The organism is Enterobacter cloacae complex sp. IR5401 (genome assembly GCF_049238425.1).
In the GTDB taxonomy this organism is placed as follows: Bacteria; Pseudomonadota; Gammaproteobacteria; order Enterobacterales; family Enterobacteriaceae; genus Enterobacter; species Enterobacter hormaechei_C.
In genome coordinates this window covers 1-26,266 of record NZ_JBMKHN010000028.1, presented here as the reverse complement: position 1 = coordinate 26,266, position 26,266 = coordinate 1, and the positions used below count along the sequence as shown (strand labels likewise).

Sequence of the window (26,266 nt, the reverse complement as noted above, 5' to 3'; positions counted from 1 at the left end):
TTGTTAAAGAGCAGTTGCGACGCGCTTCAGCGCTCTGTCGCGAGGTGGCGTATATTACGCTTTCCTCTTTCAGAGTCAACCCTGATTTTCAGGATTTTTTCTCTTCAACCGACCGGGTTGTTTGTGAAGTGATTCACATCCGCCGTGTCGATGGAGGCGCATTATAGGGATCCCAGTTTTTAGCACAAGTATTTTTTAGATCTTTTTTTCCAACTGATGATTTTCCGTGCTTTTCGCTGAAAACCCACCCGATCCGCTTAAAAATTGACGCATTTTGCCTTGCCTCGATCCAGGAATACGATCAAAGTCTTCTTTAATAGCGCTCATCTGTATCGAGGTAGATATGTTTGCAGTATTACGTCCTTATAAAGATCTGTTCCCCCAAAAAGGCGATCGCGTGATGATCGATGCCAGCAGCGTGGTCATTGGTGATGTTCGCATGGCCGATGATGTCAGCATCTGGCCACTCGTCGCGATCCGGGGCGATGTTAACTATGTTGCAATCGGTGCACGCACCAATATTCAGGACGGCAGCGTGCTGCATGTGACTCATAAGTCATCTTATAACCCTGAGGGCAATCCGCTCATCATTGGGGAAGATGTTACCGTCGGTCATAAAGTAATGCTCCACGGCTGCACAATCGGTAACAGGGTTCTCGTTGGGATGGGATCGATTTTGCTGGATGGCGTCATAGTAGAAGATGACGTAATGATTGGCGCAGGAAGCCTAGTTCCGCAAAACAAACGCCTGGAAAGTGGCTATCTCTATTTAGGCAGTCCGGTTAAACAGATCCGCCCCCTAAAAGAGGCGGAGATCGAAGGATTGAAATACTCAGCGAACAATTACGTTAAATGGAAGAATGACTATCTGGATCAGGATAACCAGACCCAGCCCTGATCGTCTTCCTGCTGTACGCGGATCAAATCGCTGGCTTCCTCTTCCAGATCCCAGCGATTTTCACAAAAGACCGCTAACGGATCTGAACCACCAAAGCGCTGAAGCAACGTCTCCCCTTTAATCGCACAGGTGAGCTGCATTCCATGCACCAGCACCGGGAAACACACCGCTTGCTTGTTTTCATCCCAGATTTCTCTGTCGGGAAAATGAATCGCCTGATTCATGCCATCAGTTCCTGTTTCAGCTTTTCGATCACCGGTTCTACAGCAGGTAACACGCCATGCCAGAGTAGCACCGCATGAGCCGCCTGCCCCACCAGCATGCCCAGACCATCAGCCACATGTTTTGCCCCCTGTTGTTCGCACCAGGTCAGAAATGGCGTTTTCCCTTTTTGATAAAACATGTCATAGGCGTAGATGTGGGAATGAACCAGGGATGCAGGAATCGCCGGGATCTCTCCATTAATACCGCTTGAGGTGGCATTAATCACAAGATCAAATTCGTGACCCGCGAGATCCTCAAGTGCTACCGCAGCTACGCTGCCTGTGTGTGCGAACAACGCCGCCAGCTCTTCTGCTCTGGAGAAAGTACGGTTGGTGATTGTCACCGCACAATCCAGCGAAAGAAGAGGAAGCAATACGCCGCGCGACGCGCCACCCGCACCGATCAGCAGGATCCGAAAGCCTGGTTTAATAAACGACAGTCGCTCCAGATCGCTGAGTAAACCTATGCCATCGGTGTTATCGCCCAGAAGGCGACCATCTTCGAGCCGCTTAAGAGTATTGACGGCACCAGCGAGCGACGCACGCTCGGTCAGCTCATCCGCACGCCCGAAAGCCTCTTCTTTAAAAGGCACCGTAACGTTCGCACCTTTACCGCCCGCAACAAAAAAGCTATTTAGCGTCGGTAAAAATGCATCAACAGGCGCAAGAACCCGACCATATGGGTGATCTATCTGCAATTGCTCTGCAAACAGCTGATGGATCAGAGGCGACTTGCTGTGCGCGATCGGGTTACCAAAAACAGCATAGGTTTCCATCACATTATCCCTGGCGAAAACGTTCGCCGGTCAAGGCATCGCGAATTTCTGACGGGTTAAGACGGCCACCGGTTTCACCGACGGCTACCGGGAAATCACTCCCGAACTGCGCCAGAACTTCTTCGGTTGTCCGACAGGGGGGAAGCCCGGTCAGGTTGGCGCTGGTTGAAACCAGAGGTTTACCAAATGCCTGGCATAACTCCACCACCAGCGGATGGTCGGTAACGCGTACCGCAAGTGAATCGAAACGCCCGGTTAACCAGCGCGGCGTTGTCGGTTGTGCAGGAAAAACAAACGTCACGGGACCAGGCCACGCAGAGAAAATGGTTTCCCGCTGTGCAGGCGTCAGCATGGAATCATCAATATAAGGCTTAAGCTGCGCGTAGTTCGCAGCGATCAAAATCAATCCTTTTTCGACAGGCCGTTGTTTTAGCGCCAGCAGACGGTTAACGGCGACTTCGCTGTCAGGATCGCACCCGACCCCGAAAACGGCTTCTGTTGGATAGGCGATGACTTCTTCTTTTTTCAGGATTTCCACCGCCTGCGCGATGGAGCCTGATGGCAGGTTATTATTCACTGATTTGATCCGCCGAAACCGGCTTTCCACATTGTTTACTGGCGCAAAAGCGTTTCAAGCCTTGCGCGGTTTTCTTTTCTATAAGTAACGGATAATCGCAATTATGGCAGACGCCCGCTACTGGTTTGAAATTGATAACGAACTGGCATTCAGGATAGCGATCGCACGAATGGAAGGTCTTACCATAACGAGAGCGGCGCTGCACCAATTGACCACGCTGGCACTGAGGGCAGGCAATTGCCGTTTCATCTGGTTTATCAATTTGTTCCGTATGATCACATTCCGGGTAGCGGCTGCATCCGATAAACATCCCGAACCGCCCCTGCCGCAGCGCCAGTTCGCCGCCGCAGAGCGGACAAAGCTGTCCCTCCAGAATTTTGACGATATGTCCGTCCGCCTGGCTCTTCAGGGGACGGACATAATCACATTCCGGATAGTGTGAACAACCGAGAAACGGACCGTGTTTCCCGGACCGAATAACAAGTTCAGCCCCACACTGTGGGCAGGGCTCGTTTTTATGCACCGTGAAGAGTGCTGATTTGGCCATAACAACTCTTGTTGCTGCACATAGAATTAATGCAGCATACCTTCATTCACTTCAAAGAGTAATTCTTCCATTTGCTGATAGGCATTTTCACAGCCTGGAATGTTGAACAGCACCATCAGGATCACCCATTTCAGATCTTCCAGTTCAAATTCAGCAGTATCCAGCGCCATGACGCGCTCTATCACCATCTCTCTCGTTTCGAGGTTTAGCACCTGAATCTGCTCGAGGAATAAAATGAATCCCCGGCAGCTGGCATCCAGCCTTTCACACTCTTCAGCTGTATAGATGCGCACAGACAATGGGTCAGAAGCAAGCTGCATCGGTTCGGCGAGGCCGTCCTGATAATCAGCCAACTTATCCAGCCACATCAACGCATTATAAATATCTTCCCGCTCAAAACCTGCGTCGGTCAGATCCCGTGTTAATTTGTCCTGATCCACCTGCATTTCTGCTTCGTTGTGGATGTAAGTCTCAAACAAATACATCAGTACGTCGAACATGGCATGCCCTCCTTAATCGGACATAGCCGCCGGGTACAGCTGCGATCCACCCTGCTAACTCCAGTTCGAGTAGCTGTGCTACCGTTACTGGCACAGGTTGGCCGGCACGTTCAGCGACAACGTCAACAGGTGTTACCTCATCTCCTACGTTAGCCAGGAGCTTGGGAAATGGCAATGCTACGGCCTCCTGATCCGATGAAATATGTCGCTTTTGGAGATCATCCTGCAACCAATGCAATCCATACTGCAAATTTTCCAGGATATCCTCTTTACAGGTCACCAGCGTCGCCCCCTGTTTTATCAGCCAGTGAGGGCCTTCGCAGCCAGGGTTCCCCAACGGGCCGGGCAGCGCAAAAACTTCACGCCCCTGCTCCAGTGCGCACCTTGCAGTAACCAGCGATCCACTTCGAATCGCAGCTTCGACCACCAGCACGCCCTGGCTTAACCCGCTGATGATCCGGTTACGCCGTGGAAAGTTACCCGGTCTGGGCGATGTCGAAAGTGAAAACTCAGATACTATCGCCCCCTCAGAAGCGATAAGTTGCTCAGCCAGAATGTGATGACGACGCGGATAGAGACTAAAAAGACCATTGCCAAGCACGGCGACACTTCGCCCTTTTGCTGACAACGCCGCATGATGTGCCACACCGTCGATGCCGCAAGCCAGGCCACTGGTGATCGTAAAGCCACATTGGGACAGCTGTTCACTGAGCATTTTCCCCCAACGCTCGCCGTACCACGAGGGCGCACGGCTGCCCACAACCGCAAGCTGCATGCTATTAAGCACGTCGACGCGGCCTCGCACAAAGAGCGCCCCGGGAAAATCAGGTATAGAACGCAACAATGGCGGAAAACGAGGATCATCCGCCGTGAGAAGGTGGTTGTCGGTGTGTTCAAGCCATTCCAGACTACGTTCAAGCTCACTCTCGCTGAACGAAAAAAACTTTACGGCATGTTTGGGCGAAAGCCCTGCCGCGTTGACAGCTTCAGCATCAACGGTTGCCTGGCGAAGCAGCCTCTGCGCAATCTCCAGCATCGCGTCACCGTATAACGACCCGATGTTTATAAGCCGTAACCATATCTCTGTGGACGTCATCCTTTTCCCTGCCATAAGCAGCCTCAGCAATCTTTGCGATTGGTCACTGATGCTGTCAATCGACCGGGGATTTGTCTAGAATAGAAGTAATATTCTTATCAACTCCTGAACACGACTCTGGAAATTTATGGCAGTTTTGCAAGTGTTACATATTCCTGACGAGCGTCTTCGCATCGTCGCGGAACCGGTTAAAGAAGTGAATGCAGAAATTCAGCGTATCGTCGATGATATGTTCGATACCATGTACGCTGAAGAAGGCATTGGCCTGGCGGCGACCCAGGTAGACATTCACAAGCGTATTATCGTGATCGACGTTTCTGAAAATCGCGATGAGCGTCTGGTGCTGATCAACCCTGAACTGCTTGAAAAAAGCGGCGAAACAGGCATTGAGGAAGGCTGTCTGTCTATCCCTGAACAGCGCGCTTTGGTGCCACGTGCCGAAAAAGTTAAAATTCGCGCACTGGATCGTGACGGCAATCCGTTTGAGCTGGAAGCCGACGATCTGCTGGCGATTTGCATTCAGCATGAGATGGATCACCTGGTCGGTAAACTGTTTATCGATTACCTCTCACCTCTGAAGCAACAGCGTATTCGTCAGAAAGTTGAGAAACTGGATCGTTTGCGTTCTCGCGCTTAACGCCCCCCGGATACAAGGAATAACGTGTCTACATCACTACGTATAATCTTCGCGGGTACCCCTGATTTTGCAGCGCGTCATCTCGACGCGCTGCTATCGTCTGGTCATCAGATTGTTGGCGTATTTACTCAGCCGGATCGACCGGCTGGCCGCGGTAAAAAACTGATGCCTGGCCCGGTTAAAGTACTGGCAGAAACGCATGGTTTACCGGTATTCCAGCCAGCGTCATTACGACCTGAGGAAAACCAGCAGTTAGTGGCAGACCTGAACGCTGACGTGATGGTAGTTGTGGCTTACGGCCTCATTCTGCCAAAAGCGGTACTCGATATGCCCCGCCTGGGCTGTGTTAACGTTCATGGTTCTTTGCTCCCACGCTGGCGCGGTGCAGCCCCTATTCAGCGCGCTCTGTGGGCAGGCGATGCTGAAACTGGCGTGACAATCATGAAGATGGACGTAGGTTTAGACACGGGCGACATGCTGTATAAACTGGCGTGTTCCATTACCGCAGAAGATACCAGCGCCACGCTGTATGACAAGCTGGCGGCTCTCGGTCCGCAGGGGCTGATTGAGACGTTGCAACAGCTTGCTGACAATACAGCGACACCTGAAGTGCAGGATGAGGCACAGGTGACCTATGCTGAAAAACTGAGTAAAGAAGAAGCCCGGATCGACTGGTCCCTGTCAGCAGCTCAACTCGAACGCTGCATCCGCGCCTTTAATCCGTGGCCGATGAGCTGGTTGATGATTGATGAGCAGCCAGTGAAAGTCTGGAAAGCTTCAGTTATTAACGGCAATACATCAGCAGAGCCCGGTACGATTATCGACGCCAGCAAAAACGGTATCCAGGTTGCGACCGGAGAAGGGATCCTGAATCTTGAATCGCTGCAACCGGCCGGTAAAAAGGCAATGAGCGCGCAGGATCTATTAAATTCCCGTCGTGAATGGTTCATCCCTGGCAATCGTCTTGCCTGAACAAATTTACTCTTAAGGCCCGGTGTTTCCGGGCATTTTTATTTTTACGGTTATGAAAAGACAAAATCTACGCACTATGGCGGCTCAGGCCGTTGAGCAGGTTATTGAGCAGGGCCAGTCACTGAGTAATGTCCTGCCTCCACTGCAACAAAAGGTTTCCGATAAAGATAAAGCGCTGCTTCAGGAGCTGTGCTTTGGCGTGCTGCGTACCCTCTCTCAGCTTGAATGGTTAATTAATAAGCTGATGTCACGCCCGATGAGCGGCAAGCAACGTACCGTGCATTATTTGATCATGGTCGGTTTCTACCAGCTTCTTCATACCCGCATTCCACCTCATGCTGCGCTGGCTGAGACAGTGGAAGGTGCCGTTGCGATTAAACGTCCCCAGCTGAAAGGATTGATTAACGGCGTGCTGCGTCAGTTCCAGCGTCAGCAGGACGAACTGCTGGCAGAATTTGCGCAAAGCGAAGCGCGCTTCCTGCATCCAGAATGGCTGCTGAATCGCCTTAAAAAAGCCTACCCACAGCAATGGCAAGACATTGTGGATGCCAATAACCAACGTCCGCCGATGTGGTTACGCGTCAATCGTAACCATCATACCCGCGACGCATGGCTGGCCCTGCTGGAAGAGACCGGAATGAGCGGCTTCACACACGCGGCTTATCCTGATGCGGTTCGTTTAGCCTCCCCTGCACCGGTACATGCATTACCCGGTTTTGAAGAGGGCTGGGTAACGGTACAGGACGCATCCGCTCAGGGGTGCATGGCCTGGCTTGAACCGAAAGACGGGGAGCAGATCCTTGATCTTTGTGCAGCGCCAGGGGGAAAAACAACGCACATTCTGGAAGTGGCGCCGCAGGCCTGCGTGATGGCCGTGGATGTTGATGAGCAGCGTCTTTCACGCGTCTATGACAACCTCAAGCGTCTGGGTATGAAAGCACAGGTTAAGCAAGGCGATGGACGTAAACCCGCAGACTGGTGTGGTGATACCCGGTTCGATCGTATTTTGCTGGACGCCCCCTGCTCTGCAACCGGCGTAATTCGTCGTCATCCCGATATCAAATGGCTGCGTCGCGATCGTGATATCAAGGAGCTTGCCCAGTTGCAATCCGAAATTCTGGATGCCATCTGGCCGCATCTCAAACCCGGCGGAACCCTGGTGTATGCAACCTGCTCTGTTCTTCCGGAAGAAAACAGTCAGCAAATTGCGGCTTTCCTGAAGCGCACCCCGGACGCGACGCTGCATGATACGGGAACACCTGAGCACCCGGGTCTGCAAAACCTGCCGGGCGCAGAAGAGGGTGATGGCTTCTTTTACGCTAAGCTAATCAAAGAGTGATGTTGAGAACAGGTCACGAAAGATGAAAATTATCATTCTGGGCGCAGGGCAAGTTGGCGGAACGCTGGCGGAAAATCTCGTGGGCGAAAACAACGATATCACCATTGTGGATACCAATGGCGATCGCCTGCGCGTTTTGCAGGACAAGTTTGATCTTCGTGTTGTGCAGGGGCACGGCTCTCATCCTCGAGTGCTTCGTGAGGCGGGCGCGGACGATGCCGACATGCTGGTTGCAGTAACCAGTTCTGATGAAACCAACATGGTTGCATGCCAGGTGGCCTACTCGCTGTTCAACACACCGAACCGCATCGCCCGCATTCGCTCCCCGGACTATGTCCGGGATGCGGAAAAGCTGTTTAATTCCGAAGCAGTACCTATCGACCATCTTATTGCCCCTGAGCAGTTGGTTATCGACAGTATTTATCGTCTGATTGAGTACCCGGGCGCGTTGCAGGTTGTGAACTTTGCTGAAGGGAAAGTAAGCCTGGCGGTCGTGAAGGCTTATTACGGCGGCCCGCTGATTGGTAATGCCCTGTCGACAATGCGCGAGCATATGCCACATATCGATACGCGTGTTGCGGCGATTTTCCGTCACGACAGACCTATTCGTCCGCAAGGTTCCACCATTGTCGAAGCCGGGGATGAAGTCTTCTTTATTGCGGCTTCTCAGCATATCCGTGCGGTGATGAGTGAACTTCAGCGTCTCGAAAAACCGTATAAACGTATTATGCTGGTTGGCGGCGGTAATATTGGCGCAGGTCTGGCGAGACGGCTGGAAAAAGACTACAGCGTGAAGCTGATCGAACGAGATCAACAGCGCGCGTCGGAGCTGGCTGAAAAACTTCAGAATACTATCGTGTTTTATGGCGATGCTTCGGATCAGGAATTACTGGCCGAAGAGCATATCGATCAGGTTGATCTTTTTATTGCCGTCACCAACGACGACGAAGCGAATATTATGTCCGCCATGCTCGCTAAACGTATGGGGGCGAAAAAAGTAATGGTGCTTATCCAGCGTAAGGCTTATGTCGACCTGGTACAGGGTAGCGTAATTGATATTGCTATTTCACCCCAGCAAGCCACCATCTCTGCCCTGCTAAGCCATGTGCGTAAAGCGGATATTGTCGGCGTGTCGTCTCTGCGTCGTGGTGTTGCTGAAGCCATTGAAGCCGTCGCTCACGGGGATGAAACGACGTCGCGCGTTGTTGGTCGCGCGATCGACGAAATTAAACTTCCACCAGGCACCATTATCGGCGCCGTAGTGCGAGGTAACGATGTCATGATCGCCAATGATAATTTACGTATCGAGCAGGGTGACCACGTTATTATGTTCCTGACCGATAAAAAATTTATTACCGACGTCGAGCGTTTATTCCAGCCAAGTCCATTCTTCCTGTAATGATTTGGGTGCTCAGACGAGAGCACCCACATATTAACCTTCTAATTTTCATGCCTTTTATTTTCATAACGATTATTTATCCCCAATGGCAATTAGCTAATCATTTGTTAAACTTATAGGCGTCAGCTGGCACAAGGAGAACATAATGAGTTTTATTAAAGAGTTTCGCGAATTTGCGATGCGCGGGAATGTGGTGGATTTGGCTGTGGGTGTCATTATTGGTGCGGCGTTCGGTAAGATCGTTTCATCATTAGTCGCCGACATTATTATGCCGCCGTTAGGACTGTTGATTGGAGGCATTGATTTCAAACAATTCGCCTTCACCCTTCGGGAAGCTCAGGGCGATATCCCTGCGGTTGTAATGCACTACGGCGTATTCATTCAGAACGTATTTGATTTCGTGATCGTGGCATTTGCCATTTTCATGGCGATCAAACTTATCAACAGACTTAACCGTAAAAAAGAAGAACCGGCTGCTGCCCCGCCAGCACCAACTAAAGAAGAAGTCTTACTGACTGAAATTCGCGATCTGTTAAAAGAGCAGAATAACCGCGTTTAATCAGGCGACAGAAAGAGAAAGGCCAGTGGTAAAAAAGCGATTAGCTTGCTTGCCACTGGCCTCCCAGTTACCCCGTTGTGCATGTTTACCTTTACGTAAATAACTCCCTTTTCCTTTCTTGTTCTTCTCAACTCGCTGTCTGAAAAGTGGGTCGTGAAGCAATGCCTCAATGGCGTTATCCTTAATGTGTCCCTTAGTATGCTGATAGCGGCTCATCATTTCTCCTGAGCATAGTTAATGTCGGCGGGAGTCTATTCCCTGGCTAATAAAAAATCAACAACCCTGAGTTTCACTACTGGCACCCTGTTCAAGTGCTTCCAGTATTGAGCAATAAACACTGCTGTGAGCGGTACCGCAGCACGCGTCATTTAACCTTTGCAGAGATCGCTGCATGGCTTGCAGTTCCTGAATGCGTCCTTCAACTTCATCCAGCCGGGCCTGAACGATGCTTTTAGATTCCTGACACGTATGATGTTCAGGATCGATACGGATCGACAGCAGTTCACGGATCGACTCCAGCGTGAAGCCGAGTTGCCGTGCATAGCGGATAAAACGAAGGCGTTGCAGGTCGTTATCCGTATAAAGGCGAAATCCACCTTCCGTTCTGACCTCATGATCGATCATCTGCTGCTTTTCGTAGTAGCGGATAGTATCCGGCGTTACGTTAGCAAGCTTCGCAAGTTCACCTATGCGGTACATGGCTACTCCTTGTTTATTTTTTGTATTAACCTTTCACTGTACTCACCATGCAAAAAGTCAGTATTCATTCCCGTCTGGCGCAGTTTTAGCTCGATGAGCGCCAACCGACGACTGATTTCAGAGTACCGCGGGTCATTCTTATGAATGCCTTTAAGCAGATCGGCAAGCTCGACGGCTTCATTACGTTGCTGAAGCTCAGGCGGTAAACAACCTGCGTTTTTCAGTAAGCGATAACCGGCCCGTAATTCAGGGGGAATATGTGAATCATCGTCCAGAATCAGCGGCTCACCGCTGCCGGGAAGATTTTCGAACTCGCCTTTGTTTTGGGCATCGCAAATATGGCGTTCAGCCCACTGATCGAGCAACCACATAATGAACTCCAGGGGGTGAGCAGAAAAGATACAGACATTGTAGATAAGTGGAGATTCTGCGGATATAAAAAAACCCGCCGAGGCGGGTTTTTTTACGTTACTACAGATTACTCTGCAGCAGCTTCTGCTTTCTCTGAACGATCAACCAGCTCGATGTAAGCCATCGGCGCGTTGTCGCCTGCACGGAAGCCACACTTCAGAATGCGAGTGTAACCACCGGCACGGCTCGCGAAACGCGGGCCCAGTTCGTTAAACAGTTTTGCCACGATCTCGTTATCACGAGTACGGGCGAATGCCAGACGACGATTAGCAACGCTGTCAGTCTTGGCAAGAGTAATCAGCGGCTCAACTACGCGACGCAGCTCTTTCGCTTTAGGCAGGGTCGTCTTGATGATTTCATGACGAACCAGTGAACCTGCCATGTTGCGGAACATAGCCTGGCGATGGCTGCTGTTGCGGTTCAGTTGACGACCACTCTTACGATGGCGCATGACCTTATCCTTCTCAGTAAAACCTTAACCTGTGATCCGGTTACTCGTCAGCAATGCTTGCCGGTGGCCAGTTTTCCAGGCGCATGCCCAGAGACAGACCACGTGAAGCCAGCACGTCTTTAATCTCGGTAAGAGATTTTTTACCCAGGTTCGGCGTTTTCAGCAACTCAACCTCGGTACGCTGTACCAGATCACCGATATAGTGGATAGCTTCTGCCTTGAGGCAGTTAGCAGAGCGGACAGTCAATTCCAGATCGTCAACAGGGCGCAGCAGGATCGGATCGAATTCTGGTTTCTCTTCTTTCACTTCCGGCTGACGTACATCACGTAAGTCAACGAAAGCTTCCAGTTGTTCTGCCAGGATGGTTGCCGCACGACGAATCGCCTCTTCAGGATCGATTGTGCCATTGGTTTCCATTTCGATGACCAGCTTGTCCAGGTCGGTACGCTGTTCTACACGCGCTGCTTCAACATTGTAGGCAATACGCTCTACAGGGCTGTAGCATGCGTCGACCAGCAGACGGCCGATTGGGCGCTCATCTTCTTCCGAATGAATTCGGGCAGAAGCCGGCACATAACCACGACCGCGCTGAACTTTGATACGCATGCTAATAGCTGCGTTCTCATCGGTCAGGTGGCAGATCACGTGCTGCGGCTTGACGATTTCAACATCACCGTCGTGGGTGATGTCGGCTGCAGTCACAGGGCCAATGCCAGATTTATTCAGAGTAAGAATAACTTCATCTTTACCCTGAACTCTCACCGCCAGCCCTTTCAGGTTGAGCAGGATTTCAAGGATATCTTCCTGAACGCCTTCTTTGGTGCTGTACTCATGAAGTACACCATCAATCTCAACCTCGGTCACCGCGCAACCCGGCATCGATGAGAGCAGAATACGGCGCAGTGCGTTACCCAGAGTATGGCCAAAGCCACGCTCTAAAGGCTCAAGGGTCACCTTGGCGTGCGTCGAACTCACTTGCTCGATATCTACCAGGCGCGGTTTTAGAAACTCTGTCACAGAACCCTGCATTGTGTCCTCTCTTTGGTACTAAGCTTTACTTGGAGTAAAGCTCGACGATCAGGTGTTCGTTAATGTCCGCAGACAGATCAGAACGTTCCGGCTGACGCTTGAACGTACCTTCCATCTTGCCAGCATCAACTTCCAGCCAGGTTGGCTTTTCACGCTGCTCAGCCAGCTCCAGAGCGGCTTTCACGCGAGATTGCTTTTTCGCTTTCTCACGAATGCTAACAACGTCATTCGCTTTAACCTGATAAGAAGCGATGTTAACAACACGACCGTTTACCATGATTGCTTTATGGCTAACCAGCTGGCGTGATTCAGCACGAGTCGCGCCGAAGCCCATACGGTATACAACGTTGTCCAGACGACCTTCCAGCAGAGCCAGCAGGTTTTCACCTGTGTTGCCTTTCAGACGTGCTGCTTCTTTATAGTAGTTACGGAACTGACGCTCCAGCACACCGTAGATACGGCGAACTTTTTGCTTTTCACGCAACTGCACACCATAGTCAGACAGACGCGGTTTACGCGCACCGTGCTGGCCAGGAGCTTGTTCAATTTTACACTTGGTATCGATCGCGCGAACGCCAGACTTAAGGAATAAGTCGGTGCCCTCACGACGGCTCAGCTTGAGCTTAGGACCCAAATATCTTGCCATTTTCTATCTCCAACTAACCTAAAAAACGAGCGTTATACGCGACGTTTTTTCGGCGGACGACAACCGTTATGAGGGATCGGAGTCACATCAGTAATATTCGTGATGCGGAAACCAGCGGCGTTCAGAGCGCGAACAGTAGATTCACGACCCGGACCCGGACCTTTAACCATAACTTCCAGATTCTTGATGCCGTATTCTTTTACGGCTTCAGCGCAACGCTCTGCTGCAACCTGAGCTGCGAACGGAGTGGATTTGCGAGAACCACGGAAACCGGAACCACCGGCTGTTGCCCAACCCAATGCGTTACCCTGACGATCAGTAATAGTAACGATGGTGTTGTTGAAAGAAGCATGGATATGAGCCACGCCGTCAGAGACTTGTTTTCTTACACGTTTACGTGCACGAACTGGTGCCTTTGCCATTATTCAATCACCCCGATTATTTCTTGATCGGTTTGCGCGGACCCTTACGGGTACGTGCGTTGGTCTTAGTACGCTGACCGCGTACTGGCAGACCACGACGATGACGCAAACCGCGATAGCAACCAAGATCCATCAGGCGCTTGATGCTCATGCTGATTTCACGGCGCAGATCACCTTCAACGACAAATTTGGCAACTTCGTCACGCAGCGTGTCGATTTGTTCTTCAGACAGCTCACTGATCTTAACATCTTCAGCGATACCCGCTGCAGCCAGAATGGCTTTAGAACGGGTCTTGCCGACGCCGTAGATCGAAGTTAATGCGATCACAGCATGTTTCTGATCAGGAATGTTAATGCCTGCTATACGGGCCACTATGCACTCCTACTATTTAATATGTACGCACCATGCTGAAAAGCCCGTTTTCAGGATACTCAAATGGAAACGTACAGACATACAAAAGATTGGCTGGCTAATCTAGCCAGCTCAACCCAACTTTGCAAGAAAAATATGCGAAATAATCAGCCTTGGCGCTGTTTATGCTTCGGCTCGGCACTGCAAATCACACGGATGACACCATCACGCTTAACGATTTTGCAGTTACGGCATAATTTCTTGACGGAAGCACGAACTTTCATTTTTACTCTCCGTAACTTCTCAGGCGACCAGTTAGCGGCCGTAGCCTTTCAGGTTCGCCTTCTTCAATGCAGACTCATACTGACTGGACATCATCAGAGTTTGCACTTGAGCCATAAAGTCCATAATCACGACAACAACGATAAGCAGTGAGGTCCCACCGAAGTAGAACGGTACTTTCATTGCATCACGCATGAACTCCGGGATCAGGCAGATAAAAGTAATATAAAGCGCACCAACCAAAGTCAGGCGAGTCATTACTTTATCGATATACTTCGCCGTTTGCTCTCCCGGACGAATTCCTGGTACAAATGCACCGGACTTCTTCAGGTTATCTGCTGTTTCACGCGGGTTGAAGACCAACGCCGTGTAGAAGAAACAGAAGAAGATGATCGCAGACGCATAGAGTAACACATAAAGTGGTTGCCCAGGCTGCAAATACAGCGAAATTGTTGTCAGCCAGTTCCAACCAGTACCGCCCCCGAACCATGACGCGATGGTTGCCGGGAACAGAATAATACTGGAAGCGAAGATAGCCGGGATAACCCCCGCCATATTCACTTTCAGCGGTAAATGTGTGCTCTGTGCAGCATAGACACGACGACCCTGCTGACGTTTAGCGTAGTTCACCACAATGCGGCGTTGACCACGTTCAACGAAGACAACAAAGAACGTCACTGCAAATACTAATACTGCAACCAACAGCAACAGGAGGAAGTGCAGGTCGCCTTGACGCGCTTGCTCGATAGTATGGGCGATGGCCGGCGGGAGACCCGCAACGATACCGGCGAAGATAATGATTGAGATACCGTTACCGATACCTCGTTCAGTAATCTGTTCGCCGAGCCACATCAGGAACATGGTCCCTGTGACCAGACTTACAACAGCGGTGAAATAGAATGCAAAGCCTGGGTTTAATACCAGGCCCTGCATACCAGGCATATTCGGAAGACCGGTAGCAATACCGATCGACTGGAATATTGCCAGCACCAGAGTGCCGTAACGGGTGTACTGGCTAATCTTACGACGTCCAGACTCCCCTTCTTTCTTCAACTCTGCCAGGGCCGGATGAACGACCGTCAGCAGCTGGATAATAATTGATGCCGAAATGTACGGCATAATACCCAGTGCGAAAATAGAAGCACGGCTGAGAGCACCACCAGAGAACATGTTGAACATTTCAATGATGGTGCCTCGCTGTTGCTCAAGCAGTTTGGCAAGTACAGCGGCATCAATACCAGGGATCGGAATAAAAGAGCCAATACGGAACACAATCAGCGCGCCGATTACAAACAGCAGTCTGCGTTTCAGCTCGCCAAATCCACCTTTGGCACTTTGAAAATCTAATCCCGGTTGCTTAGCCATCTGCTACTTATTCCTCAATTTTACCGCCAGCAGCTTCGATAGCAGCACGAGCACCTTTAGTAACACGCAGGCCACGAACAGTTACCGGAGTAGAAACTTCACCAGCCAGGATCACTTTCGCGAACTCGATCTGGATACCGATAATGTTAGCCGCTTTCAGCGTGTTCAGGTCTACAACGCCGCCTTCAACTTTCGCCAGGTCAGACAGACGGATTTCCGCTGTGATCGCTGCTTTGCGAGAGGTGAAGCCGAACTTCGGCAGACGACGGTACAGTGGCATCTGGCCACCCTCGAAACCGCGACGTACGCCACCGCCAGAACGAGAGTTCTGACCTTTGTGACCACGACCACCGGTTTTGCCGAGGCCAGAACCGATACCACGACCCAGGCGTTTACCCGCCTTTTTAGAGCCTTCGGCCGGAGACAGAGTATTTAAACGCATCTCTTACTCCTCAACTTTAACCATGAAGTAAACCGCGTTGACCATACCACGAACAGCAGGAGTATCCTCGCGCTCAACGGTATGACCAATACGACGCAGACCCAGGCCAAGCAGCGTTGCCTTGTGTTTCGGCAGACGACCGATTGCACTGCGGGTTTGAGTGATTTTAATAGTCTTTGCCATGGTCAATTACCCCAGAATTTCTTCAACGGATTTACCACGCTTGGCAGCGACCATTTCTGGAGAATTCATATTTTCCAGGCCATCAATAGTTGCACGAACCACGTTGATCGGGTTGGTGGAACCATATGCTTTAGCCAGAACGTTATGAACTCCAGCAACTTCCAGAACGGCGCGCATTGCACCACCGGCGATGATACCGGTACCTTCGGAAGCTGGCTGCATGAATACACGAGAACCCGTGTGAACACCTTTAACTGGGTGTTGCAGGGTACCGTTGTTCAGCGCGACGTTAATCATATTGCGACGGGCTTTTTCCATCGCTTTCTGGATCGCTGCTGGAACTTCACGCGCTTTACCGTAACCAAAACCAACGCGACCGTTGCCATCACCCACTACAGTCAGAGCTGTGAAGGAGAAAATACGACCACCTTTAACGGTTTTAGATACGCGGTTTACCGCGATCAGCTTTTCCTGCAGTTCGCCAGCCTGTTTTTCGATGTGAGCCATCTTACACCTCTACCTTAGAACTGAAGGCCAGCTTCACGGGCAGCATCTGCCAGTGCCTGGACACGACCATGATATTGGAACCCGGAACGGTCAAAGGAAACATTGCTGATGCCTTTTTCCAGAGCGCGTTCAGCGACAGCTTTACCTACAGCTGCTGCGGCGTCTTTGTTACCGGTATACTTCAATTGTTCTGAGATAGCTTTTTCTACAGTAGAAGCAGCTACCAGAACTTCAGAACCGTTCGGTGCAATTACCTGTGCGTAAATATGACGCGGGGTACGATGTACCACCAGGCGAGTTGCACCCAGCTCTTTGAGCTTGCGGCGTGCGCGGGTCGCACGACGGATACGAGCAGATTTCTTATCCATAGTGTTACCTTACTTCTTCTTAGCCTCTTTGGTACGCACGACTTCGTCGGCGTAACGAACACCCTTGCCTTTATAAGGCTCAGGACGACGGTAGGCGCGCAGATCTGCTGCAACCTGACCGATCAGCTGTTTATCAGCGCCTTTCAGCACGATTTCAGTCTGAGTCGGGCATTCTGCAGTGATACCGGCCGGCAGCGGATGCTCAACAGGGTGTGAGAAGCCCAGAGACAGGCCTACTGCATTCCCTTTGATAGCTGCACGATAACCTACACCAACCAGCTGAAGCTTTTTAGTGAAGCCTTCGGTAACACCAACAACCATTGAGTTCAGCAGGGCACGCGCGGTACCAGCCTGAGCCCATCCATCCACGAAACCATCACGTGGACCGAAGGTCAGAGCGTTATCTGCATGTTTAACTTCAACAGCTTTGTTGAGGGTACGAGTCAGCTCGCCGTTTTTACCTTTGATCGTAATAACCTGACCGTCGATTTTTACATCAACGCCGGCAGGAATAACGACCGGTGCTTTAGCAACACGAGACATTCTTTCCTCCGATTAGGCTACGTAGCAGATAATTTCGCCACCAAGACCAGCCTGGCGCGCTGCACGATCAGTCATAACACCTTTAGAGGTAGAAACAACTGCGATACCAAGACCAGCCATTACTTTTGGCAGCTCATCTTTTTTCTTATAGATGCGCAGGCCTGGGCGGCTGACACGCTGAATGCTTTCTACAACAGCTTTACCCTGGAAATACTTGAGAGTAAGTTCCAGTTCCGGCTTGGTGTCGCCTTCAACTTTAAAATCTTCGATAAAACCTTCTTCCTTCAGCACGTTGGCAATTGCCACTTTCAGCTTGGCGGAAGGCATGGTGACCGCAACTTTGTTCGCGGCCTGACCGTTACGGATACGGGTCAGCATATCCGCGATCGGATCTTGCATGCTCATCTGTCTTTACTCCCGTGATTCAATTGGTAATTACCAGCTAGCCTTTTTCAAGCCTGGTACTTCACCGCGCATGGCGGCTTCACGCAGTTTGATACGGCTCAACCCAAACTTGCCCACATAACCATGTGGACGACCTGTTTGACGACAGCGGTTACGCTGACGAGACGGGCTGGAATCACGCGGCAGAGACTGCAGCTTGAGAACCGCATTCCAACGATCTTCGTCGGAAGCGTTCACATCAGAAATGATCGCTTTCAGTTCAGCGCGTTTAGCGAAGAATTTATCAGCTAAAGCTACGCGCTTTACTTCGCGTGCTTTCATTGATTGCTTAGCCATTCAGTAACCCTACCTTACTTGCGGAACGGGAAGTCAAAGGCAGCCAGCAGAGCACGGCCTTCTTCATCAGATTTCGCAGTAGTGGTAATGGTAATATCCAAACCACGCACGCGGTCGACTTTATCGTAGTCGATTTCTGGGAAGATGATCTGCTCACGGACACCCATGCTGTAGTTACCACGACCGTCGAAAGACTTAGCGGACAAGCCACGGAAGTCACGGATACGTGGAACAGCAATAGTGATCAGGCGCTCAAGGAACTCCCACATGCGTTCGCCACGCAGAGTTACTTTACAGCCGATCGGATAGCCCTGACGGATTTTGAAGCCTGCAACAGATTTGCGTGCTTTGGTGATCAGCGGTTTTTGACCGGAGATTGCTGTCAGGTCAGCTGCTGCGTTATCCAGCAGTTTCTTGTCAGCGATCGCTTCACCAACACCCATGTTCAGGGTGATCTTCTCGACCCGAGGGACTTGCATGACAGAATTGTAGTTAAACTCAGTCATGAGTTTGTTAACTACTTCGTCTTTGTAGTAATCATGCAGTTTCGCCATCGTACTACTCCAAATTACTTGATAGTTTCGCTGTTAGACTTGAAGAAACGGACTTTTTTACCGTCTTCGAATCTAAAGCCTACACGGTCAGCCTTACCGGTAGCCGCATTGAAGATTGCAACGTTAGAAACCTGAATAGCAGCTTCTTTTTCAACGATGCCGCCTGGTTGGTTCAGGGCCGGAACCGGCTTCTGATGTTTCTTAACCAGGTTGATACCTTCAACGACGAGTTTGCCGGAAGACAGAACATTTTTTACTTTACCGCGTTTACCTTTATCTTTACCGGTTAACACGATAACTTCGTCATCACGACGGATTTTCGCTGCCATGATTCGCTCCTTAGAGTACTTCTGGTGCCAGAGAGATAATTTTCATGAACTTCTCAGTACGAAGTTCACGAGTTACCGGCCCAAAGATACGCGTGCCGATAGGCTGCTCGCTGTTATTGTTTAAAATAACGCATGCATTACCATCGAAGCGAATGACAGAACCGTCAGGGCGACGAACACCCTTCTTGGTGCGCACCACTACCGCCTTCAGCACATCACCTTTTTTGACCTTACCACGTGGAATTGCTTCCTTGATGGTGATCTTGATGATGTCGCCTACGCCTGCGTAGCGACGGTGCGAGCCACCCAGAACCTTGATACACATTACGCGACGTGCACCGGAGTTGTCGGCGACGTTCAGCATAGTCTGTTCTTGGATCATTTTAGTGCTCCGCTAATGTCAACTACTACCTGAGACTCTAAAATCAGAGCCGTTAAAAAGCCCCATATCGAGGGCGCGGCATTATAACACCGCTTCTGCAATATGGGTAGAAAAAATAAACGGCTCATCGCTGAGCCGTTTATTCGTATTGAGAATGCGTACTCTATTACAGAACCGCTTTCTCTACAACGCGAACCAGCGTCCAGGACTTAGTCTTGGACAGTGGACGGCATTCACGGATTTCAACCTTGTCGCCGATACCACATTCGTTGTTCTCGTCATGTACGTGCAGTTTGGTCGTACGCTTGATGAATTTACCGTAGATCGGGTGTTTCACAAAACGTTCGATAGCTACAACAATGGATTTCTCCATTTTATCGCTAACAACACGACCTTGCAGAGTACGGATTTTATCGGTCATTACGCACCCGCCTTCTGAGTCAGTAAAGTCTTAACGCGCGCAACATTGCGACGCACTTGCTTCAGCAGGTGAGTCTGTTGCAGCTGGCCACTTGCAGCCTGCATACGCAGGTTGAACTGCTCACGCAGCAGGTTCAGCAGCTCAGCGTTCAGCTCTTCAACGCTTTTTTCACGCAGCTCTTTTGCTTTCATTACATCACCGTCTTAGTTACAAAGGTGGTTTTGATAGGCAGTTTCGCTGCTGCCAGGCCGAAGGCTTCACGGGCCAGCTCTTCCGGAACACCGTCCATTTCATAAAGGACTTTGCCCGGTTGGATCAAGGCAACCCAGTACTCCACGTTACCTTTACCTTTACCCATACGAACTTCCAGTGGCTTCTCGGTGATCGGTTTGTCCGGGAATACACGGATCCAGATCTTACCTTGACGCTTAACTGCACGGGTCATTGCACGACGTGCTGCTTCGATCTGACGTGCAGTCAGACGACCACGGCCAACAGCTTTCAGACCGAAAGTGCCGAAGCTAACATCCGTACCCTGCGCCAGACCACGGTTGCGGCCTTTGTGCACTTTACGGAATTTTGTACGCTTTGGTTGTAACATCAGCGACGCTCCTTATTTACGGCCTTTACGCTGCTGCTTTTTAGGTTGAGCAGCCGGTTTTTCCGGTTGTTCAACAGCAGCCATACCACCCAGGATCTCACCTTTGAAGATCCATACCTTAACGCCGATTACACCGTAAGTGGTGTGCGCTTCAGAGGTGTTGTAGTCGATGTCAGCACGCAGAGTGTGCAGCGGTACGCGACCTTCGCGGTACCATTCGGTACGTGCGATTTCCGCGCCGCCCAGACGGCCGCTAACTTCAACTTTGATACCTTTAGCGCCCAGACGCATTGCGTTCTGTACAGCACGCTTCATAGCACGACGGAACATAACACGACGTTCCAGCTGAGAAGTGATGCTGTCAGCAACCAATTTAGCGTCCAGTTCAGGCTTACGAACTTCAGCGATATTGATCTGTGCAGGAACGCCAGCGATATCCGCTACGACCTTGCGCAGTTTTTCTACGTCTTCGCCTTTCTTACCGATAACGATGCCAGGGCGAGCAGTGTGAATAGTCACACGGATGCTCTTAGCTGGACGCTCGATAACGATACGAGATACAGACGCTTTAGCCAGTTCCTTAGTCAGGTACTGACGTACTTTAAAATCGCTGTCCAGGTTGTCAGCGAATTCTTTGGTGTTCGCAAACCAGGTAGAGTTCCATGGTTTTACAATACCCAGGCGAATACCATTAGGATGTACTTTCTGACCCATTGCTAGTCTCCAGAGTCTCAGCGATCGGACACAACCACAGTAATGTGGCTGGTGCGCTTCAGGATGCGATCTGCACGACCTTTCGCACGCGGCATAATGCGCTTCATGCTTGGGCCTTCATCTACGAAAATTTTCGCGACTTTCAGATCGTCGATGTCAGCGCCATCGTTGTGTTCAGCGTTAGCAATGGCAGATTCCAGTACTTTCTTGACCAATACCGCAGCTTTCTTGTTGGTATAGGTCAGGATGTCCAGGGCCTGCGACACTTTCTTACCGCGAATCAGGTCAGCAACAAGGCGAACCTTCTGTGCAGAAGAACGAGCATGGCGATGTTGAGCTAAAGTTTCCATCTCTTCCTCCTACCTTATTTCTTCTTCGCTTTTTTATCAGCAGCGTGGCCGCGATAAGTACGAGTCGGTGCGAATTCACCCAGTTTGTGACCAACCATTTCGTCGGTAACAAAGACTGGAACGTGCTGACGACCATTATGGACAGCGATGGTCAAACCGATCATGTTAGGAAAGATCGTTGAACGACGGGACCAAGTGCGCAGGGGCTTCTTGTCTCCGCTTTCCACCGCTTTCTCTACCTTCTTCAGCAAGTGCAGGTCAATAAAAGGACCTTTCTTGAGAGAACGTGGCATGGCTTATCCTCTAAAATTATTTGCTACGGCGACGTACGATAAATTTATCAGTACGCTTGTTGCTGCGGGTCTTCTTACCTTTGGTCTGAACGCCCCACGGAGTTACCGGGTGCTTACCAAAGTTACGACCTTCACCACCACCATGTGGGTGGTCGACTGGGTTCATCGCAGTACCGCGAACGGTAGGACGAACACCACGCCAGCGTGCAGCACCAGCTTTACCCAGAACGCGCAGCATATGCTCAGCATTGCCAACTTCGCCCAGAGTAGCGCGGCAGTCTGCTTCGACTTTACGCATTTCACCAGAACGCAGACGCAGGGTGACATAAGCACCGTCACGCGCAACGATCTGAACGTAAGTACCCGCGGAACGCGCCAGCTGACCGCCTTTACCTGGTTTCATTTCTACGTTATGAACGGTAGAACCAACCGGGATATTGCGCATCGGCAGGGTGTTGCCTGCTTTGATTGCAGCATCAACGCCAGACTGAATCTGGTCGCCAGCTTTGAGGCCTTTAGGGGCCAGGATGTAACGGCGTTCGCCATCTTTGTACAGAACCAGCGCGATGTTCGCGGAACGGTTCGGATCGTACTCAAGACGCTCAACAACTGCTGGGATACCGTCTTTGTTGCGTTTGAAGTCAACAATACGATAAGCCTGCTTGTGGCCACCACCGATGTGACGAGTGGTGATACGGCCATTGTTGTTACGACCACCGGATTTGCTGTTTTTTTCCAGCAACGGAGCAAAAGGTTTGCCCTTGTGCAGCTCAGGGTTAACCACTTTAACTACGTGGCGACGACCCGGAGATGTCGGTTTACATTTAACAACTGCCATTGTATTACTCCTCCGACTTACTCAGCGCCGCCAACGAAGTCCAGGTTCTGGCCTTCTTTCAGGGTGACGTAAGCTTTTTTCCAGTCGCTACGACGACCGATACGCTGTCCGTGACGTTTAACTTTCCCTTTAACTACCAGGGTGTTAACGACTTCGACTTCGACTTCAAACAGTTTCTGCACAGCAGCTTTGATCTCTGCTTTGGTCGCGTCTTTAGCAACTTTGAGAACGATGGTGTTTGTTTTTTCCATCGCAGTAGACGCTTTTTCAGAAACGTGCGGTGCGCGCAGCACCTTCAGCAGACGTTCTTCACGAATCATGCCAGCATCTCCTCAACTTGCTTAACAGCATCAGCAGTCATTACGACTTTGTCGAAGGCGATCAGGCTAACCGGGTCGATACCAGTCGCGTCGCGTACGTCAACCTTGTGCAGGTTACGCGCGGCCAGGAACAGGTTCTCGTCCAGCTCACCGGTGATGATCAGCACATCTTCCAGAGCCATGTCTTTCAGTTTCTGTGCCAGCAGCTTAGTTTTAGGCGCTTCAACAGAGAACTTCTCGACAACGATCAGACGATCCTGACGTACCAGTTCGGACAGAATGCTTTTCAGCGCGCCGCGGTACATCTTTTTGTTAACTTTTTGACTGTGGTCCTGTGGACGCGCAGCGAAGGTCACGCCACCTGAACGCCAGATCGGGCTCTTGATAGAACCTGAACGCGCACGGCCGGTACCTTTCTGGCGCCATGGCTTTTTGCCTGAACCAGTTACTTCAGCACGAGTCTTCTGAGCACGAGTACCCTGACGAGCACCAGCTGCATAAGCAACAACAACCTGGTGAACCAGCGCTTCGTTGAAATCACGACCGAAGGTAGTTTCGGAAACAGTCAGCGCGCTCTGCGCGTCTTTCAATACTAATTCCATTGCTATCCCCTTACGCCTTCACAGCTGGTTTAACGATCAGGTCGCTACCGGTTGCACCCGGGACCGCACCTTTAACCAGCAGCAGGTTGCGCTCAGCGTCAACACGTACTACGTCCAGGCTCTGAACGGTTACACGTTCGTTGCCCAGCTGACCTGCCATTTTCTTGCCTTTGAACACTTTGCCCGGAGTCTGGTTCTGACCGATAGAACCCGGAACGCGGTGAGACAAGGAGTTACCGTGAGTAGCGTCCTGGGTACGGAAGTTCCAGCGCTTAACGGTACCAGCAAAACCTTTACCTTTAGAGGTACCGGTTACGTCAACTTTTTTAACGTCAGCAAACAGCTCAACGCTAATGTCCTGACCTACGGTGAACTCTTCGCCTTCAGCAAGACGGAATTCCCACAGACCACGGCCAGCTTCAACGCCAGCTTTAGCGAAGTGACCCGCTTCTGGTTTGGTTACACGGTTAGCTTTTTTAGCACCAGTGGTAACCTGAATAGCGCGGTAGCCATCGTTAGCCAGATCTTTAACCTGAGTAACGCGGTTTGCTTCAACTTCGATTACGGTTACTGGGATAGAAACGCCATCTTCAGTGAAGATGCGGGTCATACCCACTTTTTTACCGACTAAACCAATCATTGTTTCAACCTCTCAATCGCTCGATGACCTGATTAACCCAGGCTGATCTGCACGTCTACACCGGCAGCCAGATCCAGACGCATCAGAGCATCAACGGTTTTCTCAGTTGGCTCAACGATGTCAACCAGACGCTTGTGAGTGCGGATTTCGTACTGATCACGCGCATCTTTGTTAACGTGCGGAGAGATCAGAACGGTAAAGCGCTCTTTGCGGGTCGGCAGCGGGATCGGACCACGGACTTGCGCACCAGTGCGCTTAGCAGTCTCGACGATTTCCGCGGTTGATTGATCGATCAGACGATGATCAAACGCTTTAAGGCGGATACGGATTCTTTGGTTCTGCATGAGACCAGAGCTCCAATTATTTTATAAACGAAAATGATTACTCCTCAAACCCATTACGATTGATGGGAGAGTGTAACCGTTCTTACGTAGCTCCCCAATTGGGAGCATTGTTGAGTAACAAAGTGAGCTACTCTGGTTCAGATTGAACCCGCCGTCAATTACGACAAGCCCGCGCATTATACGTAAATCTGGGGAAGACGCAAGTGCCGTTTAGAAATTAAGCGCTAAAGACGTACTCTGCGTAAGGCCTCGCATTTTTTTATGCAAAGTATCCCTTCTCAACTCTTCGTCTGAAGCCGCTACGCAATTGCTGTTTTTGCACATTGCCTGACATGTAGATTATTACGAGTATGCGCTCAAACCGTTTTGAGGCTTTCGCTATGCTACTGTCCCTCCCCTTTCTGCTGATCTATTTTGCTTTATCGGCCTTGCTTGTTCGCACCGATATTCGCACGGGGCTTCTTCCCGATAAATTTCTTTGCCCGCTGCTATGGACCGGCCTGCTTTACCAGCTCTGCCTCCATCCTGATTTTTTGCCGAGCGCGGTGGTGGGTGCGATGGCAGGATACGCCGGATTCGCCGTTATCTATTGGGGATATCGGCTCATCTGCCGACGTGAAGGTATGGGATATGGCGACATAAAATATCTGGCGGCGCTGGGGGCATGGCATGGCTGGTGTGTACTGCCAGTACTGGCACTCGTAGCCGCGTTAATGGCTCTGCTGTATCTGGTTGCTTTCTCGTTGTTTACTCCTGATAAGCAGGCATTAAAAAACCCACTGCCTTTTGGGCCATTTCTGGCGGCAGCGGGTTTATGCGTTGGCTGGGAAAGCCTGATTAACTTTCCACTTTGATCTGAGACTGAAGGTAGTTCTGTAGGCCAATTTTGCTAATGAGATCCAGTTCGGTCTCAAGCCAGTCGATGTGCCCTTCTTCATCGGCCAGGATCTGGATCATCATATCGCGGCTGACGTAGTCATGTACGCTGTCCGCATAGGCAATGGCTTCACGCAGGTCTTTTGCACCCTCCAGCTCCAGCCGGAGATCAGAACGCAGCATCTCTTCGACATCTTCTCCGATGCCCAGTTTTCCGAGATCCTGTAGGTTAGGAATGCCTTCGAGGAATAAAATACGCTCAATGTATTTATCGGCGTGTTTCATTTCATCAATGGACTCATGGTATTCAACATCGTTGAGGCGAGTCAGTCCCCAGTTTTTGAACATTCTTGCATGGAGAAAATACTGATTGATTGCGACAAGCTCATTTCCCAATAATTTATTGAGATAACTTATGATTTTAACATCACCTTTCATTATATAGTCCCTCCGCTTCCACTCATTGAAGCGTAGATCGGGCTACGGGGATGTCAAAAAAAAGATAGAGGCTTACGCGATCTCTTTGAATTCCGGGATCTGCATCAGTTCGTCCTGCATGATCTCACGCGCTGCGCGAACGCATTTACCGCATTGATTTCCCACCGGAACAAACTTGCGAAGCTGCTGGAAAGATTGTGGTTGAAACTGGCGAACGGCCTGACGAATTTTTTTGTCGCTTACACCATTACATAAACAAACGTACATAAAGACTCCCGTTCAAAATATGCGCAAAGTGTAAGTGAGAATGGTTATGATTACAATAGCACAGGCGCCGGAATACGTGGCGGGAGAAGACAAAAAATGCGAATTTTTATGACAGCGACTTTACGGTAGAAAACAAAAAAGGACGCCGAAGCGTCCTTTTTATTTCAGGGATAATTAATTAGCCCAGAACTTTAGCAACAACGCCCGCGCCAACGGTACGGCCGCCTTCACGGATTGCGAAACGCAGACCGTCGTCCATCGCGATTGGGTGGATCAGAGTCACAACCATCTT

At 50.6% G+C, this 26,266-nt stretch carries 47 protein-coding genes; 7 read left to right on the top strand and 40 right to left on the bottom strand.

The window, feature by feature from the left end:
* Positions 1-343: 343 nt before the first annotated feature.
* Positions 344-898: a gamma carbonic anhydrase family protein gene (locus ACOTX1_RS22980; protein WP_003863357.1), complete on the top strand. Its 555-nt coding sequence runs from the start codon at positions 344-346 to the stop codon at positions 896-898.
* On the opposite strand, the gene ACOTX1_RS22975 is transcribed toward ACOTX1_RS22980, so the two are convergent.
* The 6 genes from ACOTX1_RS22975 to dprA are packed head-to-tail and all read right to left on the bottom strand — an operon-like array spanning position 874 to position 4,657.
* The gene (locus ACOTX1_RS22975; protein WP_003863356.1) at positions 874-1,122 is read right to left on the bottom strand and encodes a DUF1488 domain-containing protein; all 249 of its coding nucleotides are present in this window, start codon (positions 1,120-1,122) and stop codon (positions 874-876) included. The genes ACOTX1_RS22980 and ACOTX1_RS22975 overlap by 25 nt on opposite strands.
* The gene (aroE, locus tag ACOTX1_RS22970; RefSeq protein ID WP_023314927.1) at positions 1,119-1,937 is read right to left on the bottom strand and encodes a shikimate dehydrogenase; all 819 of its coding nucleotides are present in this window, start codon (positions 1,935-1,937) and stop codon (positions 1,119-1,121) included. The genes ACOTX1_RS22975 and aroE overlap by 4 nt, the downstream gene beginning before the upstream one ends.
* Positions 1,938-1,941: 4 nt before the next feature.
* Entirely contained in the window at positions 1,942-2,514 is a 573-nt protein-coding gene (tsaC, locus tag ACOTX1_RS22965; protein ID WP_003863353.1) for an L-threonylcarbamoyladenylate synthase type 1 TsaC, read from the bottom strand.
* Positions 2,507-3,061, bottom strand: coding sequence for a type I DNA topoisomerase (locus ACOTX1_RS22960; RefSeq protein ID WP_023314928.1), 555 nt, complete (start codon positions 3,059-3,061; stop codon positions 2,507-2,509). Before ACOTX1_RS22960 ends, tsaC begins: the two co-directional genes overlap by 8 nt.
* A 26-nt stretch (positions 3,062-3,087) precedes the next feature.
* Positions 3,088-3,561: a DUF494 family protein Smg gene (gene smg / locus ACOTX1_RS22955; protein ID WP_000460665.1), complete on the bottom strand. Its 474-nt coding sequence runs from the start codon at positions 3,559-3,561 to the stop codon at positions 3,088-3,090.
* Positions 3,533-4,657, bottom strand: coding sequence for a DNA-protecting protein DprA (gene dprA / locus ACOTX1_RS22950; protein WP_003863350.1), 1,125 nt, complete (start codon positions 4,655-4,657; stop codon positions 3,533-3,535). Before dprA ends, smg begins: the two co-directional genes overlap by 29 nt.
* Positions 4,658-4,784: 127 nt before the next feature.
* On the opposite strand from dprA, the gene def reads away from it, so the two are divergent.
* From def to mscL, 5 genes are all read left to right on the top strand, one after another.
* Positions 4,785-5,294, top strand: coding sequence for a peptide deformylase (gene def / locus ACOTX1_RS22945; RefSeq protein WP_006812188.1), 510 nt, complete (start codon positions 4,785-4,787; stop codon positions 5,292-5,294).
* A gap of 24 nt (positions 5,295-5,318) precedes the next feature.
* Positions 5,319-6,266: a methionyl-tRNA formyltransferase gene (gene fmt / locus ACOTX1_RS22940; RefSeq protein ID WP_023314929.1), complete on the top strand. Its 948-nt coding sequence runs from the start codon at positions 5,319-5,321 to the stop codon at positions 6,264-6,266.
* A gap of 52 nt (positions 6,267-6,318) precedes the next feature.
* Positions 6,319-7,605, top strand: coding sequence for a 16S rRNA (cytosine(967)-C(5))-methyltransferase RsmB (gene rsmB, locus ACOTX1_RS22935; protein WP_032610139.1), 1,287 nt, complete (start codon positions 6,319-6,321; stop codon positions 7,603-7,605).
* Between the two features lie 22 nt (positions 7,606-7,627).
* Positions 7,628-9,004, top strand: coding sequence for a Trk system potassium transporter TrkA (gene trkA, locus ACOTX1_RS22930; protein WP_003863337.1), 1,377 nt, complete (start codon positions 7,628-7,630; stop codon positions 9,002-9,004).
* Between the two features lie 145 nt (positions 9,005-9,149).
* The gene (gene mscL, locus ACOTX1_RS22925) at positions 9,150-9,563 is read left to right on the top strand and encodes a large-conductance mechanosensitive channel protein MscL (RefSeq protein ID WP_003863335.1); all 414 of its coding nucleotides are present in this window, start codon (positions 9,150-9,152) and stop codon (positions 9,561-9,563) included.
* On the opposite strand, the gene ACOTX1_RS22920 is transcribed toward mscL, so the two are convergent.
* From ACOTX1_RS22920 to rpsJ, 31 genes are all read right to left on the bottom strand, one after another.
* A complete protein-coding gene (locus ACOTX1_RS22920; protein ID WP_023314931.1) occupies positions 9,564-9,779 on the bottom strand; it encodes an alternative ribosome-rescue factor A in 216 nt (71 codons plus the stop codon).
* 57 nt (positions 9,780-9,836) lie between these two features.
* Positions 9,837-10,262, bottom strand: coding sequence for a Zn(2+)-responsive transcriptional regulator (zntR, locus tag ACOTX1_RS22915; protein ID WP_003863328.1), 426 nt, complete (start codon positions 10,260-10,262; stop codon positions 9,837-9,839).
* Between the two features lie 2 nt (positions 10,263-10,264).
* Positions 10,265-10,633 carry a DUF1992 domain-containing protein gene (locus ACOTX1_RS22910; RefSeq protein ID WP_023314932.1) on the bottom strand — a complete coding sequence of 123 codons (369 nt, stop codon included), beginning with the start codon at positions 10,631-10,633 and terminating at the stop codon, positions 10,265-10,267.
* Positions 10,634-10,740: 107 nt separating this feature from the next.
* A complete protein-coding gene (gene rplQ / locus ACOTX1_RS22905) occupies positions 10,741-11,124 on the bottom strand; it encodes a 50S ribosomal protein L17 (RefSeq protein WP_001216368.1) in 384 nt (127 codons plus the stop codon).
* Positions 11,125-11,164: 40 nt separating this feature from the next.
* Positions 11,165-12,154 carry a DNA-directed RNA polymerase subunit alpha gene (locus ACOTX1_RS22900; RefSeq protein ID WP_002919219.1) on the bottom strand — a complete coding sequence of 330 codons (990 nt, stop codon included), beginning with the start codon at positions 12,152-12,154 and terminating at the stop codon, positions 11,165-11,167.
* A gap of 25 nt (positions 12,155-12,179) precedes the next feature.
* The gene (gene rpsD, locus ACOTX1_RS22895) at positions 12,180-12,800 is read right to left on the bottom strand and encodes a 30S ribosomal protein S4 (protein WP_003863314.1); all 621 of its coding nucleotides are present in this window, start codon (positions 12,798-12,800) and stop codon (positions 12,180-12,182) included.
* A gap of 32 nt (positions 12,801-12,832) precedes the next feature.
* Positions 12,833-13,222 (bottom strand): 30S ribosomal protein S11, encoded by a 390-nt coding sequence (gene rpsK / locus ACOTX1_RS22890; protein WP_003863312.1) that lies wholly within the window; start codon positions 13,220-13,222, stop codon positions 12,833-12,835.
* 16 nt (positions 13,223-13,238) lie between these two features.
* Entirely contained in the window at positions 13,239-13,595 is a 357-nt protein-coding gene (gene rpsM / locus ACOTX1_RS22885) for a 30S ribosomal protein S13 (protein WP_003863308.1), read from the bottom strand.
* 146 nt (positions 13,596-13,741) lie between these two features.
* On the bottom strand, positions 13,742-13,858 hold the full coding sequence (gene rpmJ, locus ACOTX1_RS22880; protein WP_000868187.1) for a 50S ribosomal protein L36: 117 nt from the start codon (positions 13,856-13,858) through the stop codon (positions 13,742-13,744).
* Positions 13,859-13,889: 31 nt separating this feature from the next.
* A complete protein-coding gene (gene secY / locus ACOTX1_RS22875) occupies positions 13,890-15,221 on the bottom strand; it encodes a preprotein translocase subunit SecY (RefSeq protein WP_003863305.1) in 1,332 nt (443 codons plus the stop codon).
* 7 nt (positions 15,222-15,228) lie between these two features.
* Positions 15,229-15,663: a 50S ribosomal protein L15 gene (gene rplO, locus ACOTX1_RS22870; protein WP_003863304.1), complete on the bottom strand. Its 435-nt coding sequence runs from the start codon at positions 15,661-15,663 to the stop codon at positions 15,229-15,231.
* Between the two features lie 3 nt (positions 15,664-15,666).
* Entirely contained in the window at positions 15,667-15,846 is a 180-nt protein-coding gene (gene rpmD, locus ACOTX1_RS22865) for a 50S ribosomal protein L30 (protein WP_003863301.1), read from the bottom strand.
* Positions 15,847-15,852: 6 nt separating this feature from the next.
* Positions 15,853-16,353: a 30S ribosomal protein S5 gene (gene rpsE / locus ACOTX1_RS22860; RefSeq protein ID WP_003863299.1), complete on the bottom strand. Its 501-nt coding sequence runs from the start codon at positions 16,351-16,353 to the stop codon at positions 15,853-15,855.
* A 14-nt stretch (positions 16,354-16,367) separates the two neighbouring features.
* Complete coding sequence (gene rplR, locus ACOTX1_RS22855; protein ID WP_003863297.1) at positions 16,368-16,721, bottom strand: 50S ribosomal protein L18; 354 nt, start codon at positions 16,719-16,721, stop codon at positions 16,368-16,370.
* A 9-nt stretch (positions 16,722-16,730) separates the two neighbouring features.
* Entirely contained in the window at positions 16,731-17,264 is a 534-nt protein-coding gene (gene rplF / locus ACOTX1_RS22850) for a 50S ribosomal protein L6 (protein WP_003863296.1), read from the bottom strand.
* 12 nt (positions 17,265-17,276) lie between these two features.
* Positions 17,277-17,669: a 30S ribosomal protein S8 gene (rpsH, locus tag ACOTX1_RS22845; RefSeq protein WP_006178918.1), complete on the bottom strand. Its 393-nt coding sequence runs from the start codon at positions 17,667-17,669 to the stop codon at positions 17,277-17,279.
* Between the two features lie 30 nt (positions 17,670-17,699).
* Positions 17,700-18,005 (bottom strand): 30S ribosomal protein S14, encoded by a 306-nt coding sequence (gene rpsN / locus ACOTX1_RS22840; protein ID WP_003863291.1) that lies wholly within the window; start codon positions 18,003-18,005, stop codon positions 17,700-17,702.
* A gap of 14 nt (positions 18,006-18,019) precedes the next feature.
* A complete protein-coding gene (gene rplE / locus ACOTX1_RS22835) occupies positions 18,020-18,559 on the bottom strand; it encodes a 50S ribosomal protein L5 (RefSeq protein WP_003863290.1) in 540 nt (179 codons plus the stop codon).
* A 14-nt stretch (positions 18,560-18,573) separates the two neighbouring features.
* Positions 18,574-18,888: a 50S ribosomal protein L24 gene (gene rplX, locus ACOTX1_RS22830; protein WP_003863287.1), complete on the bottom strand. Its 315-nt coding sequence runs from the start codon at positions 18,886-18,888 to the stop codon at positions 18,574-18,576.
* Positions 18,889-18,898: 10 nt separating this feature from the next.
* Positions 18,899-19,270 carry a 50S ribosomal protein L14 gene (gene rplN / locus ACOTX1_RS22825; RefSeq protein ID WP_002919748.1) on the bottom strand — a complete coding sequence of 124 codons (372 nt, stop codon included), beginning with the start codon at positions 19,268-19,270 and terminating at the stop codon, positions 18,899-18,901.
* A gap of 166 nt (positions 19,271-19,436) precedes the next feature.
* A complete protein-coding gene (gene rpsQ / locus ACOTX1_RS22820; protein WP_002438707.1) occupies positions 19,437-19,691 on the bottom strand; it encodes a 30S ribosomal protein S17 in 255 nt (84 codons plus the stop codon).
* Positions 19,691-19,882 carry a 50S ribosomal protein L29 gene (gene rpmC, locus ACOTX1_RS22815; protein WP_003863282.1) on the bottom strand — a complete coding sequence of 64 codons (192 nt, stop codon included), beginning with the start codon at positions 19,880-19,882 and terminating at the stop codon, positions 19,691-19,693. Before rpmC ends, rpsQ begins: the two co-directional genes overlap by 1 nt.
* Positions 19,882-20,292 carry a 50S ribosomal protein L16 gene (gene rplP, locus ACOTX1_RS22810; RefSeq protein ID WP_002919759.1) on the bottom strand — a complete coding sequence of 137 codons (411 nt, stop codon included), beginning with the start codon at positions 20,290-20,292 and terminating at the stop codon, positions 19,882-19,884. Before rplP ends, rpmC begins: the two co-directional genes overlap by 1 nt.
* 12 nt (positions 20,293-20,304) lie before the next feature.
* Complete coding sequence (gene rpsC, locus ACOTX1_RS22805) at positions 20,305-21,006, bottom strand: 30S ribosomal protein S3 (RefSeq protein WP_000529945.1); 702 nt, start codon at positions 21,004-21,006, stop codon at positions 20,305-20,307.
* Between the two features lie 17 nt (positions 21,007-21,023).
* Positions 21,024-21,356 (bottom strand): 50S ribosomal protein L22, encoded by a 333-nt coding sequence (gene rplV, locus ACOTX1_RS22800; protein WP_002919773.1) that lies wholly within the window; start codon positions 21,354-21,356, stop codon positions 21,024-21,026.
* A gap of 14 nt (positions 21,357-21,370) precedes the next feature.
* Complete coding sequence (gene rpsS / locus ACOTX1_RS22795; protein WP_001138117.1) at positions 21,371-21,649, bottom strand: 30S ribosomal protein S19; 279 nt, start codon at positions 21,647-21,649, stop codon at positions 21,371-21,373.
* A 16-nt stretch (positions 21,650-21,665) separates the two neighbouring features.
* Positions 21,666-22,487, bottom strand: coding sequence for a 50S ribosomal protein L2 (rplB, locus tag ACOTX1_RS22790; RefSeq protein WP_000301859.1), 822 nt, complete (start codon positions 22,485-22,487; stop codon positions 21,666-21,668).
* A 17-nt stretch (positions 22,488-22,504) separates the two neighbouring features.
* A complete protein-coding gene (gene rplW, locus ACOTX1_RS22785; RefSeq protein WP_000617546.1) occupies positions 22,505-22,807 on the bottom strand; it encodes a 50S ribosomal protein L23 in 303 nt (100 codons plus the stop codon).
* The gene (gene rplD, locus ACOTX1_RS22780; protein ID WP_000424395.1) at positions 22,804-23,409 is read right to left on the bottom strand and encodes a 50S ribosomal protein L4; all 606 of its coding nucleotides are present in this window, start codon (positions 23,407-23,409) and stop codon (positions 22,804-22,806) included. The genes rplW and rplD overlap by 4 nt, the downstream gene beginning before the upstream one ends.
* Before the next feature lie 10 nt (positions 23,410-23,419).
* Positions 23,420-24,049: a 50S ribosomal protein L3 gene (rplC, locus tag ACOTX1_RS22775; RefSeq protein WP_003863274.1), complete on the bottom strand. Its 630-nt coding sequence runs from the start codon at positions 24,047-24,049 to the stop codon at positions 23,420-23,422.
* 32 nt (positions 24,050-24,081) lie between these two features.
* On the bottom strand, positions 24,082-24,393 hold the full coding sequence (rpsJ, locus tag ACOTX1_RS22770; protein WP_001181005.1) for a 30S ribosomal protein S10: 312 nt from the start codon (positions 24,391-24,393) through the stop codon (positions 24,082-24,084).
* Between the two features lie 380 nt (positions 24,394-24,773).
* Here rpsJ and ACOTX1_RS22765 point away from each other — a divergent pair, with 380 nt between their 5' ends.
* The gene (locus tag ACOTX1_RS22765) at positions 24,774-25,247 is read left to right on the top strand and encodes a prepilin peptidase (RefSeq protein WP_003863271.1); all 474 of its coding nucleotides are present in this window, start codon (positions 24,774-24,776) and stop codon (positions 25,245-25,247) included.
* On the opposite strand, the gene bfr is transcribed toward ACOTX1_RS22765, so the two are convergent.
* The 3 genes from bfr to ACOTX1_RS22750 form a co-directional block, all read right to left on the bottom strand.
* Positions 25,231-25,707: a bacterioferritin gene (gene bfr / locus ACOTX1_RS22760; protein ID WP_003863270.1), complete on the bottom strand. Its 477-nt coding sequence runs from the start codon at positions 25,705-25,707 to the stop codon at positions 25,231-25,233. The genes ACOTX1_RS22765 and bfr overlap by 17 nt on opposite strands.
* Before the next feature lie 72 nt (positions 25,708-25,779).
* Positions 25,780-25,974 (bottom strand): bacterioferritin-associated ferredoxin, encoded by a 195-nt coding sequence (gene bfd, locus ACOTX1_RS22755; protein WP_003863268.1) that lies wholly within the window; start codon positions 25,972-25,974, stop codon positions 25,780-25,782.
* Between the two features lie 178 nt (positions 25,975-26,152).
* On the bottom strand, positions 26,153-26,266 hold a 114-nt coding region (locus ACOTX1_RS22750), incomplete at its 5' end, for an elongation factor Tu (RefSeq protein ID WP_000607214.1).